This is a genomic window from Desulfobotulus sp. (assembly GCF_034006065.1).
GTDB lineage: Bacteria > Desulfobacterota > Desulfobacteria > Desulfobacterales > ASO4-4 > Desulfobotulus.
Window position 1 is genome coordinate 48,946 of record NZ_JAVETM010000023.1, and the last position, 9,170, is coordinate 58,115.

The 9,170-nt window shown below is 53.2% G+C and carries 10 protein-coding genes and 1 tRNA gene; 10 read left to right on the forward strand and 1 reads right to left on the reverse strand.

Going from position 1 to position 9,170, the window contains the following annotated elements:
- The first annotated feature begins 21 nt into the window (after nt 1–21).
- From RBR60_RS09870 to RBR60_RS09880, 3 genes are all read left to right on the forward strand, one after another.
- A complete protein-coding gene (locus tag RBR60_RS09870; RefSeq protein WP_320356247.1) occupies nt 22–1,350 on the forward strand; it encodes an acetyl-CoA hydrolase/transferase family protein in 1,329 nt (442 codons plus the stop codon).
- 330 nt (nt 1,351–1,680) lie between these two features.
- Nucleotides 1,681–3,177, forward strand: coding sequence for a HEAT repeat domain-containing protein (locus tag RBR60_RS09875; RefSeq protein WP_320356249.1), 1,497 nt, complete (start codon nt 1,681–1,683; stop codon nt 3,175–3,177).
- The gene (locus tag RBR60_RS09880) at nt 3,174–3,884 is read left to right on the forward strand and encodes a CPBP family intramembrane glutamic endopeptidase (RefSeq protein ID WP_320356251.1); all 711 of its coding nucleotides are present in this window, start codon (nt 3,174–3,176) and stop codon (nt 3,882–3,884) included. The genes RBR60_RS09875 and RBR60_RS09880 overlap by 4 nt, the downstream gene beginning before the upstream one ends.
- Nucleotides 3,885–3,927: 43 nt before the next feature.
- On the opposite strand, the gene RBR60_RS09885 is transcribed toward RBR60_RS09880, so the two are convergent.
- Complete coding sequence (locus tag RBR60_RS09885; RefSeq protein WP_320356253.1) at nt 3,928–4,203, reverse strand: hypothetical protein; 276 nt, start codon at nt 4,201–4,203, stop codon at nt 3,928–3,930.
- A gap of 141 nt (nt 4,204–4,344) precedes the next feature.
- On the opposite strand from RBR60_RS09885, the gene RBR60_RS09890 reads away from it, so the two are divergent.
- From RBR60_RS09890 to RBR60_RS09920, 7 genes are all read left to right on the forward strand, one after another.
- A complete protein-coding gene (locus RBR60_RS09890) occupies nt 4,345–5,004 on the forward strand; it encodes a 4'-phosphopantetheinyl transferase family protein (protein ID WP_320356255.1) in 660 nt (219 codons plus the stop codon).
- A gap of 164 nt (nt 5,005–5,168) precedes the next feature.
- Nucleotides 5,169–5,630 carry a chemotaxis protein CheX gene (locus RBR60_RS09895; RefSeq protein WP_320356258.1) on the forward strand — a complete coding sequence of 154 codons (462 nt, stop codon included), beginning with the start codon at nt 5,169–5,171 and terminating at the stop codon, nt 5,628–5,630.
- Nucleotides 5,631–5,661: 31 nt separating this feature from the next.
- Nucleotides 5,662–5,928, forward strand: coding sequence for a glutaredoxin family protein (locus RBR60_RS09900; protein ID WP_320356260.1), 267 nt, complete (start codon nt 5,662–5,664; stop codon nt 5,926–5,928).
- A 12-nt stretch (nt 5,929–5,940) separates the two neighbouring features.
- Nucleotides 5,941–6,834 (forward strand): alpha/beta hydrolase, encoded by an 894-nt coding sequence (locus tag RBR60_RS09905; protein ID WP_320356262.1) that lies wholly within the window; start codon nt 5,941–5,943, stop codon nt 6,832–6,834.
- A 138-nt stretch (nt 6,835–6,972) separates the two neighbouring features.
- Nucleotides 6,973–7,305: an inorganic pyrophosphatase Ppa gene (locus tag RBR60_RS09910; protein WP_320356264.1), complete on the forward strand. Its 333-nt coding sequence runs from the start codon at nt 6,973–6,975 to the stop codon at nt 7,303–7,305.
- Between the two features lie 96 nt (nt 7,306–7,401).
- On the forward strand, nt 7,402–8,733 hold the full coding sequence (locus RBR60_RS09915) for a PhoH family protein (protein ID WP_320356267.1): 1,332 nt from the start codon (nt 7,402–7,404) through the stop codon (nt 8,731–8,733).
- Between the two features lie 78 nt (nt 8,734–8,811).
- Nucleotides 8,812–8,887, forward strand: a tRNA-Ala gene (locus tag RBR60_RS09920).
- Nucleotides 8,888–9,170 lie beyond the last annotated feature (283 nt).

The following is a 9,170-nucleotide window of genomic DNA, read 5'->3' on the forward strand; positions in this document are numbered from 1 at the left end:
CATCCCCCACAAGGAGAAACCATGAACCTTCAGGAACTTTACGCCAGCAAACGCCGCTCCGCCGCAGACTGCACCGCCCATGTGAAATCCCAAGACACCATTGCCGCAGGCCCGGCCGCAGGGTTTCCGCTGGAGCTGATCAATGCCCTTTCCGCAAGACCCGATATCCGGGACGTGCAGATGTATTCCGCCCTTCTTGTGTATCTGCCGGACTTTCTCGGTCAGGAGCAGCTTGGCCGCATCCATTATCATTCTGCCTTCATGGGCCCTGTGGAACGGATGTGCATGGCGCTGGGCGTTGTGACTCCCATCAGCGTCCACTTCAGCAGACTTTCGGATTTTTTCGGAGGAAAGGCGGTGGATACGGTCTTTCTTGAGGTATCGCCCCCCGACGATCAGGGCTTTATGGGGATTGGCCCCTGTGCACCCATGGTGGGCAAATCCCTGCTTGGCAACGCAAAAAAGGTGGTGGTGCAGGTCAATCCCAGGGTGCCGAGGGTCACGGGGCCTGAGGTCAGCCTCCACCTCAGCGAGGTGGACATGCTCTGCGAAGTGGACCGGCCCCTCTTCGAGCTTCCGGATCTCACACCGGATGCAGAGGAAGCCGCCATTGCGGCCCACATCGCGCCCTTCATTCCCGACGGCGCCACCCTGCAGCTGGGCATCGGCAAGCTGGCCAATGCCGTGGGCGACATGCTGGACAGCAAAAGGGATCTTGGCATTCACACGGAAGTACTCACCCCTTCCATGGTGAATCTCTTTGAAAAGGGGGTCATCACAGGGACAAAAAAAGACCTGCATCCCGGTAAAATCGTCTGCACCTTCTGCCTCGGCAGAACCAAAGATTACGAATTCCTTGAAAAAAGCGGGATTGTGGAAATGCATCCCACAAAATATGTGAACAACCCCTACCTCATCGGCCGCCACAAAAACTTCATTTCCGTGAACAGCGCCCTCGCCGTGGATCTCACGGGTCAGGTGGCTGCGGAGGCGTTGGGTTTTGAGCAGTACAGTGCCACGGGCGGGCAGTTGGATTTCGTACGGGGAGCCCAGATGTCCGAGGGCGGCAAATCCTTCATTGCCCTGAAATCCACGGCCAGAAAACATACCCTCTCCCGCATCCAGCTTTCCCTTGATCCCGGCACCACCGTCACCACCCCCCGAAGCGATGTTCAGTACATTGTCACGGAATTTGGCGTGGCGGATCTCTCCTTAAAAAGCATTCCCGACCGGGTAAAAGCCCTCATTCCCATCGCCCATCCCGCCTTCCGGGAAGAGCTGGCCCGCTCCGCCGTGGAGGCGGGGCTGATCCGGACAAAAGATCTGGGCAGGCTCGCATCTGCGGCATAAAGGCATGAAGGGATGTCCCGCAAAAAGAGGCATCCCTATACCATGTACCTGCTGTTTTTCCCATATGATCTCCTGATACCAAAAGCCAAAAGATTTCTGATCCCAAAAGCCCCCCTTCATTTTTCAAGGAGGCTTTCTTCCCTTGCCCCCCACTCCGCTTCAGGAACTTTGGCCCGGAAAACCCAGAAGAGACCTGTGGCTTTTTATGGCATCCCCCCCTGCTTCCTGCTATAAGATTCCTCACATGCCCAAGGAACAGGGAAACGCCGCGTCCTGCAGCCCCCCTGCCTTCCCTGATTTTTCACACAACACCTGATACGGAAAACTCCGATGCACCGCTTTGTCCCTGTTCTGTCCATCCTCCTCCCCGGACTGCTTACGGCGGAAATCCTCGCCTTCATACAGATTCAACGCTGCATGGATCCCGTCATCCACAACGCCATCAACCTTGAGGCCTCAGGCATTCTCACCGTACCCCACGGACCCGCCATCGCAACACTCGCCGCCATGGACATGGGACTTTTTGCCGCCCTTCTCTTTGTATTGTCCGTGGGTGCAGGGCTCACCCTCATCACCTTTGCCCTGGCCTGGGCCAGTTGCACACTGGTGCCGGATCGCCGATGGATCACCTTTCCCGCCGCAGGACTTTGGGTAGGCCTCCTCTTCTTTGTCAATCAGAACGGCCCTGTACTCTTTCCCAGCCTCTGGGCACTGCTCATTCCTCCCATCACCTGGAAAAGCACCGTCGCGCGCATGCCCCAAAGCTCCATACACGAATCCCCCTTTCACAAACTGGCCCACCTCATCCCCCTGGTGATCCTGGCCTGCGCCGCCCTGCCCCTTCTGGGAAAAGGTATGTTCATCGATATCCGGGACAGCCTTCTCCTGTCTTCTCGCACAGGACTTGCCATCAGCGATGCCTACTACCGCTACACCCTGCCCGCAGCCGAAGTCATCAAACCCATCGCTGCCCGCCAGCTGAAAACCTACACAAGCGATATCCCCCTTTCCCCACAAACAGAAGAAGAACTGCGTGCCTGGGGCTGGCATCGGACTCAACCGGGTCTGCGCCCCCACATCCATCTCAGGCAAGAAGGCGAGCACCTTATGGTCTCTGGCAGTACGCTGAAAGCCACTGGCATTTCCAAGGAAGAATTTGCTCACGCTCCCGGAAAGGCCCTCAATACCGCCACCCTGGATGGGGATCGCATGGGCCCCTTCCGAAGTCTCATTCTCTTCTGCCTTGTACCCGGCTTTCCCATCCTGCTCTACGCCCTGGCCTTTTGCCCCCTCCGCCGTATCTTTGCCTGGATCTTTGACAGGCCTACGGCATCCTTTCTTGCCTCCCTTCTTTGCCTCCTTACAGGTCTGAGCCTCCTCCTTCCCCTGTATTTTCTGGGAGAGGCCCGGAAAGGCCCACAAAAACCTGAAGTGCTGAACACCTATCTTTTTTCCGAAAAACGCAGTGAACGTCTCCACGCCATGCGTGCTGCTGCTAAGGGTAAAAAGCTCGATGTCTCCGAAACAGTTCTCCGACGCAACCTTGAGGGCAAGGATCCCGCGGAACGTTACTGGACCGTAACCTTCCTTGGCAGCAGGCCTTCGGAAACCCACTGGGAACTTTTGCTTCAGGCACTCAATGACCCCAACCCCAATGTGGTCTGCAAGACCGTGGAGGCCCTTTCCCTCGCAGCCCCCAGGCTGCACCAGACGAAAATGGCCCAGGAAGCCATTTTACGGACTCTCCGGGCCAGCGAACATCCTTATGTACAATGGTATGCCTTTCAGGCCCTGAAAAGGTTGGGGCCCCTGCCACGGATCCCATGAACCCGGACCCGGAAATCATCGTCATCAGGAAGAAAAAAGATCCCATGACCCGTCATTTCGCCAGCCCCGCCTCTTATCCAGACCTTTTCACCCTGCTCGTGGCCTCTGCCCTTATTCTTGGCTTTGAAGTCACTGCAGGGATTTTACCCGAATCCTGGCCCTTCCTCGCCCGCCTTGGCCTGCTGCGCCTCATCCAGTGCGCGGCACTCTTCGGGCTCTTACGGGCGCGTGGTTTTTCCCTGAGCGCCGCTGGGCTGGATCCGCGTCGCCATGGCGCCGGTCTGAAGGCAGGCCTTACGGGATGCGCGCTCATGGCGCTGTTCGCCTTCGCCGCAGGCTCAGCACTCTGGCTCTGGGGCATGGACCCCTTGCGGATGATCCGGGTCACCCTTCCCGCAGACCCTTTAAATCTCACCCTTTTTTTTGTGGTCGGGGGTCTCATCGCCCCTGTGGCGGAAGAACTTTTTTTCAGGGGATTTCTTTTCGGCTATTTAAAACAATTCGGATGGATTCCTGCACTTTGTATCAGCACCGCAGCCTTTGCCCTGGTACATCCCGGTGTCCACATCCCCCAGTGGATCGGAGGTTTTGCCTTTGGCCTGGCCTATGGTCTTTCCGGAAGCCTTGTTGCCCCCATGGTGATCCACGCATGCGGGAACATCGTTCTTTTCACACTCTCCATGCTTGCAAGGCACTCTTTTTTCTGAAAAAATAGCCTTAAAAAATTCGCGCTCCCATCCCCAGGGCTTGCTACCTTCCCCGGATACCGCCCAGAACAAGGAAGAAAACACCAAAAACCAAACAATGCAGATAAAGGGGAGTTGCCAGTACCTGATCCGCAAAAATCTGAAGTCCTTCCCAGGGAAGATTCTCCACCCATTCCAGGGATTCAGGATCCAGAACCTGCTCCAGGCTCAGGTCCGCAAGGGGAAAATCCTTTTCCATGAAAGCTGCCACACCTTTGAAAACAAAAAGAAAAAAACCAGAAACCAGGCAACACCCACCCACAAAAGTCATGCTAAACATAGTAAAGACTCCTCACACAGCAAGGCCCTTAAAAAAATATTCTCCGCTACCATCTCCAGCTTCTTAAAAAATATGAATGGAATTTTTATACATTCTTTATCCGAAACACAAACCCTACTTGAAACTTTTTAAGGAAGGTCCATGTCCAGGCTTCCCGCAGTATTCATCCTTTCCAGGGTTCTCGCCTTAGAAGCGCCCCACATCCACCGGGGACTCGGCCTTTTCCCCGAGGCCATGCAACAAGAAGTCCTGCGTTTCCGACGCAAAGAAGACCAATGCCGCAGCCTTGGGGGAAAATTGCTTTTACGTCATGGACTGAGACAGCTGGGCTATTCTTATGATTTCTCAACCTGGCGACGTACCCCTGAAAGCCATAGGCCCTTTTTCCCCCAGGGTCCCGCCTTCAGCATCTCCCACGCAGGGGATTTTGTAATCTGTGGGCTTTCCCAAGGCCCCATCGGTGTGGATGTGGAGCATATGAACAGACCCGCCTTAAGTTGCACAGAAAAAATTTTTACAGTTCCGGAAAAAACCGCCATGGAAAAAAGCGCTCATCCCCACCGCCTCTTTTTCATGATCTGGACACGCAAAGAAGCCGTATTAAAAGCCATGGGAACGGGCTTTCTCCACCCTCCCCACACCATCGACGTCCTTTCTTCTCCGGTCTCCACGCCCCTCACGGCCTTTCACCTGCACCCCATTTCACTCCCTGAAGGATACATGGCCTGGTGCGCACTGGAGGGAAAAAAGCCTCCTTTCTGTGAGAATCTCAGGCCCTGCGATCTTCTTGGAATTGCATGATTTCCGAAATCAAAGCAAAACCATGAAAGCATTGCATCGTTTACCACCATCTGCTACCTTTCATCCATCATACGCTTATGCTCTGTCTGCATTCTGAGGCACACCCCCACGGTCCGACGCTATGGAGACAAGTCCCTTGATCCTTCCGCCCATCAGAGGTTTCCATGAAAGCTGAACACGTCAATCCTTTCATCAACGCCACCATCAATGTCATCTCCACCATGGCTTTCATCAAACCCGTACCAGGAAAACCCTTTTTAAAAAAAGACAACAAAGCCACAGGGGATGTCAGCGCCATTGTCGGTATGACGGGTCCTTCCCATGCCACTCTCTCCATCAGCTTCCAGAAAAAAGCCATCCTTGCCATCGTATCCAGTATGTTTGGCGAAACGGTGGACAGCCTTACGGATGACGTGTCTGAAGCCGCAGGCGAGTTGGCCAACATGATTTCCGGCCAGGCCCGCAGAGACCTGGAAGCCATGGGGGTGATTTATGAAGGTGCCATCCCCAGTGTGGCTTCCGGTGAAGGCCATGAACTCAAACATATCACCGATGGCCCCAAAATCGCCGTCCCCTTTACCATCGCAGACAGCACCTTCACCATGGAGCTCAGCTTTGAATCCTGAAAACCTTTTTTAACTTGCGAGAGGAAAGAATATGCTGCATGTCTACAGTGCTTCCTGGTGCCCCCACTGTCAGCAAGCCATTGAATGGCTGGAGGCCCATGCCATTGCCTTTACCGTCATCAATATCGAAACGGCAGATCCTGCCTTGGTCGCCCAGGTTGTTGCGGTAAACGGAGGAGAAGACTGGGTGGTCCCCACCCTGGAATACCAGGGACAATGGCGGGAAGGAAAAATTTTTGACCCCGAATCCTTCAAACAGGATCTGGTCCGCTTGGGCGTCATTCCCCCTGCCCCATAAAACGGAGTTGCCATGCCCTTTGAAAGTGTTTTTCTCCCTTCCAATCCAGGAAATCTCCATCTCTTATCCCATCATAACACAACGGGTGAATCGTTTTTTTTTCTGCACGGCAACAGCCTCTGCGCCGCCGCCTACCTCCCCTTGCTGAAAAAACTCCATTCCCTGGGTTATGCCATCACAGCTGCGGATATACGAGGTCACGGACGCTCCACCCGCGAGGGCACTCTGCCTCTCCAGGACTGGAATCCCTTCATTGAAGATATCGCCCACATACTGAAAGTCACCCAGCAAGGTCCCGTCATAGGTGTGGGACACTCCATGGGCGCTTTTTTTCTTTACGCTGCGGCCGCACGTTTTCCCCATCTCTTTTCAAGGCTGATTCTCCTGGATCCCGTTATTTTTCCAACGCCCCACATTCTCCTTTTCCGTCTTACCCAGACACTGGGATTAAAAAACTGGTTTTCCCTTCCCAAAGCTACACGCAAAAAAAGACATATTTTCCCGGATCGCTCAAGTGCGGCCCTGCACTACCAGGGTAAAGGTATGTTCCGCTACTGGGATCCGGATAGCTTTGAAGGCTTTCTGGATCAGGGTCTGCGCCCGCTCCCCAATGGCGGCCTGGAGCTGGCCTGTGCCCCTGAGCTTGAAGCCCGCTTCTATGAAACCGTGCCTCCGGATACCTGGCGCCATGCATCAGCCATCTCCTGCCCTGTACATATCGTAAGAGCGGAATACTCCCATCTTTTTCCCAGAAATGCCGCCCTGCGCCTCCAAAAAGAGCTTCCCATCGCCACCATCCACACCCTTGCAGGGAGAGGCCACTTTTTTCCCCTTGAAATTCCAGATACCTGTGCGGATCTGATCGCAGGATACCACCCCAAATCTGTCCACCCTTTTCATGCATAAAAAATCCAGGTATAAACAAGGGCGTGGCTGCACCCCCAAAAAGCCCCTTCAGGGAGGCATTCATATTTTTTTGCAGCGTTTCTTTTCAACGTCCAATCCGTCAGGCCATATATTTCAACGCCAAGGAGGTGATTTTCCGTGAGCATCATGCATTTTCTGGAAACCATCCCCAAACTTGAAATCGTTTCGTTTACGGATACGGATCGTATCCGAATGCTGAAAAAAAACCATCTTCCTTTTTGTGGAACACCCAAAAAACATCCCTATGATGGAGAAAAAATTTTTCTCCTCGCAGATCCCCAAGGGTGTGATCCTATTTATTATGATTTCCACATCAAAGACATCGCCTTTGTGGAAGAACTCCCCAAAATCGTGGACATAGATGGTCGTACCGTTTCACGCATCCGTCTCTGGATACGGCGAGGTAGCATTGCAACCCGCTGTACGCCTTTCCTGGTGGAGGGTTTTTGATTTTTCCGCCTCTTTTCAGTTTTGTACCCAGACGGCATTCCGAGATAATGGAATGCCGTCTGGCGTCTTGATGGTCACAGATTTCAAGGAGATTCCATGCCAGCCCATGCCAGAAAATTTTTTGTACTGGACACCAACGTAATCCTCCACGACAGCGCCTGTCTCTACCAGTTCAAAGACAATGACGTTATCATTCCCATCAGTGTCATTGAAGAACTGGATCAGTTCAAGCGGGGAAGCGGCATATTGAACTATCATGCCCGGGAATTCCTGCGCGCCATCGACGGCATGAGCGGCAATCAGCTCTTTAATGGTGGCGTTCCCATAGGCGAAGAAAAAGGTCGGCTCTCCATCTGCCTGCAGCAGGTTTTCCACGAAGACGTCGCCCGCAACTTTGATACAAAAAAAACAGACCACCACATCCTCAATACCGCTTACCGCCTCCGGGATGAAAATCCGGGCCGGGAGGTTGTGCTGGTCACAAAAGATGTCAACCTCCGCATGAAAGCCAAAGCTCTGGGCCTGAAATCCGAGGATTACACCACAGATCATGTCCGGGACATCCGGGAGCTCTACTCTGGATACCGAACACAAGAAAATGTGGACCCTGCCTTCATCGACCGCATGCATCAAAACCCCTTTGAAGCAGAACCCGAAGAATTTCCCTTGTCCCCCCCAATGAAACCCAACGAGTACGCCATTCTTCGATGTGATAAAAAATCGGTCCTCGTCACCCTGGATGCCGCACGCCGCAAAATCCGTAAGGTTGAAAAACCCAACGCCTATGGCATTTCACCGAGAAACGCAGAGCAGACCTTTGCCCTGGATGCACTCCTCAATGATGATATTCCTCTTGTCACCATCACTGGCAAGGCAGGAACAGGTAAAACCCTGCTGGCTCTGGCCGCAGCATTGGAACGTAAGGCCAATTACCGCCAGATCTTCATCGCAAGACCCAATGTGCCCTTAAGCAATCGGGATCTTGGTTATCTTCCGGGGGATGTGAAATCCAAGCTTGATCCTTATATGCAGCCCCTTTTTGATAATCTCACGGTCATCCAGAACCAGTTTTCTTCCCACGACAAAAAAAACCAACGCGTCAAAGAACTCATGGAAGATGAAAAAATCGTCATTTCTCCCCTCCCCTACATCCGGGGACGCAGCCTCGTGCGCATTTACTTCATCATTGATGAAGCCCAGAACCTGACCCCCCATGAGGTTAAAACCATTCTGACCCGCGCGGGAGAAAATACCAAAATTGTTTTCACCGGAGATATCTTTCAGATTGATCATCCTTATCTGGATGGCCAGTCCAACGGACTTAGCTATCTTATTGAAAAGATGGAGGGGCAGGAAAAGCATGCCCATATCGACCTTGTAAAAGGAGAACGCTCCGCACTTTCTGAGCTGGCCATACAACTCCTCTAAGGCCCCAGGGTAAAAAAGGATCAAAAAAACATTGACACACAAGATCGTCTGCCCTATAAGTAGCCCGTTGTTTGTTATGGGGTTGTAGCTCAGCTGGGAGAGCGCATGGCTGGCAGCCATGAGGTCAGGGGTTCGATCCCCCTCAGCTCCACCATAAAAAAAGAAGCCCATCCGTCTCATAAAGAGACCGGATGGGTTTTTTGTTTGAAAACACGCTTTGAAAAAACGTTCAGCCCTCTTTTCTGGAAAGCATGCCCCCTTCGGCATGCTTTCTTCCGACAATGTGCCCATAGGACCGTTCGAAGGATTCGGGGCTGAAGAGAAAAAAATCTTCCCCTTCCCCCATCCCAAATAAAAAAACGCCCTGTCTTGTGGTGATGATCACCAAAGACAGGGCGTTTCAAAAGAATCCGGCGGCGTCCTACTCTCCCACACAG

Coding starts and splice junctions, on each gene's coding strand:
- RBR60_RS09875 (WP_320356249.1), top strand. CDS start 1,681: ATGCACCGCTTTGTCCCTGTTCTGTCCATCCTCCTCCCCGGACTGCTT.
- RBR60_RS09890 (WP_320356255.1), top strand. CDS start 4,345: ATGTCCAGGCTTCCCGCAGTATTCATCCTTTCCAGGGTTCTCGCCTTA.
- RBR60_RS09880 (WP_320356251.1), top strand. CDS start 3,174: ATGAACCCGGACCCGGAAATCATCGTCATCAGGAAGAAAAAAGATCCC.
- RBR60_RS09895 (WP_320356258.1), top strand. CDS start 5,169: ATGAAAGCTGAACACGTCAATCCTTTCATCAACGCCACCATCAATGTC.
- RBR60_RS09915 (WP_320356267.1), top strand. CDS start 7,402: ATGCCAGCCCATGCCAGAAAATTTTTTGTACTGGACACCAACGTAATC.
- RBR60_RS09885 (WP_320356253.1), bottom strand. CDS start 4,203: ATGTTTAGCATGACTTTTGTGGGTGGGTGTTGCCTGGTTTCTGGTTTT.
- RBR60_RS09900 (WP_320356260.1), top strand. CDS start 5,662: ATGCTGCATGTCTACAGTGCTTCCTGGTGCCCCCACTGTCAGCAAGCC.
- RBR60_RS09870 (WP_320356247.1), top strand. CDS start 22: ATGAACCTTCAGGAACTTTACGCCAGCAAACGCCGCTCCGCCGCAGAC.
- RBR60_RS09905 (WP_320356262.1), top strand. CDS start 5,941: ATGCCCTTTGAAAGTGTTTTTCTCCCTTCCAATCCAGGAAATCTCCAT.